At 75.7% G+C, this 1,719-nt stretch carries 1 protein-coding gene and 2 pseudogenes; 2 read left to right on the top strand and 1 reads right to left on the bottom strand.

What is annotated here, in order from left to right; genetic code table 11:
• A partial coding sequence (locus C6N75_RS13075; RefSeq protein WP_146132554.1) for an aminotransferase class I/II-fold pyridoxal phosphate-dependent enzyme occupies positions 1–712 on the top strand: 712 nt, incomplete at its 5' end.
• 28 nt (positions 713–740) lie between these two features.
• Positions 741–1,424: pseudogene (locus C6N75_RS13080) on the top strand (beta-ketoacyl-[acyl-carrier-protein] synthase family protein); the annotation flags it as partial.
• Between the two features lie 213 nt (positions 1,425–1,637).
• On the opposite strand, the pseudogene C6N75_RS32105 reads toward C6N75_RS13080, so the two are convergent.
• Positions 1,638–1,706: pseudogene (locus tag C6N75_RS32105) on the bottom strand (hypothetical protein); the annotation flags it as partial.
• Positions 1,707–1,719 lie beyond the last annotated feature (13 nt).

Genomic DNA, 1,719 nt, shown 5'->3' on the forward strand with positions numbered 1-1,719 from the left:
CCTGGCCCGCCGGCTCAAGGCCGCCGACCCCGGCGGCGTCCGGCTGGTCGTCGTCGACAGCGTCTACTCCATGGACGGCGACATCGCCCCGCTGCCCGAACTGCGCAAGGTGTGCGACGAGTTCGACGCGCTGCTGATGGTCGACGAGGCGCACGCCCTCGGCGTCATCGGCGCCACCGGCCGCGGCATCGAGGAGCACTTCGACTGGCAGGCCAAGGTCGACATCAAGCTCGGCACCCTCTCCAAGGCCATCCCCTCCATGGGCGGCTGGATCGCCGGACCCGCCGACCTCATCGGCCACCTGCGCTACGCCGCCCGGCCGTTCCTGTTCTCCGCCGCCCTCGGCCCCGCCCAGACCGGCGCCGCCCTGGAGTCGCTGCGCATCCTCCAGCGCGAGCCCGAGCGGGTCACCCACATCCAGCGCGAGTCCGCCCGGCTGCGCTCGATCATCAACGCCGAGGGGCTGCGCACCCAGGACAGCGAGACCGCGGTGCTGCCGCTGATCGCCGGCTCCGACGACGCCGCCTACGACCTGGCCACCGCCTGCCGCCGCAACGGCGTCATCGGCCTGCCGGTCGTCACCCCGGCCGTCCCCAACGACCTGGCCCGGCTGCGGATCGCCGTCACCGCCCGGCACACCCCCGCCGACATCGACTTCGCGGCCGACGCCTTCCTGAAGTCCGCCCGCGAGTGCGGCATCCTCCCGGCCTGAGCGCCGCCCCGGAACGCAGGGACACACCATGGCAACCCCGTCACCCGCCCCCGTCGTCATCACCGGCATCGGCGTGGTCACGCCCGCCGGCTGCACGCCCGGCGAGCTGTGGGCCGCGCTGCGCGCCGGGCGGTCCACCGCCGCCGTCCTCGACCACCTCGACCTGAGCCGGCACAAGGTGCGCATCGGCTGCCGGGTGCGCGGCCTGGAGGACAGCGACCTGCTCTCCGCCAAGGACGCCCGGCGGATGGACCCCTTCGCCCGCTACGGCGTCACCGCCGCGCTCGCCGCCCACCGCGACGCCGGCTCCCCGCGGCCCGACCCGGCCCGCACCGCGATCCTCGTCGGCAACGCCGTCGGCGGCCGCACCACCAGCGACCAGGAGTCCGCGCACTACACCGCGGACGGCCCGCACCGGGTCAACCCGCTGATGCCGCTGCTGACCATGCCCAACGCGGCCGCCGCGCAGATCGCCATGCGGCTGCGCTGGACCGGGCCGGCCACCACCATCGCCACCACCTGCGCCAGCGGCGCGGACGCCATCGGCCAGGCGGTCACCCTGCTGCGGGCCGGCCGGGCCGACGTGGTGGTGGCCGGCGGCTGCGAGGCGACGCTCAGCCCGGTCACCCTCGCCGGCTTCGGCAACCTCAACGCCGTCTCCCTGCGCAACGACGAGCCCGACAAGGCCTGTCGGCCCTTCGACGCCGACCGGGACGGCTTCGTGATGGGCGAGGGCGCCGGCTTCGTCGTCCTGGAGCGCGCCCGCGACGCCGCCGCCCGCGGCGCCCGCGCCTACGCGGAGGTCGCCGGCTACGGCGCCACCTGCGACGCCCACCACCTGTCCATGCCGCTGCCGGACGGCTCCGGCGCGGTCGTTGTGCGGGGTGGAGGTGCCGTGGGCGTTGACGTGTGCGATGTCGGCGGGGGTGAGCCCGGCGTCGGTGAGGGCCGCGGTCATCGCGCCGACCGCGCCGGAGCCGTCCGGCAGCGGCATGGACAGGTGGTGG

The organism is Streptomyces solincola (assembly GCF_002982015.1).
GTDB classification, from domain to species: Bacteria; Actinomycetota; Actinomycetes; order Streptomycetales; family Streptomycetaceae; genus Streptomyces; species Streptomyces solincola.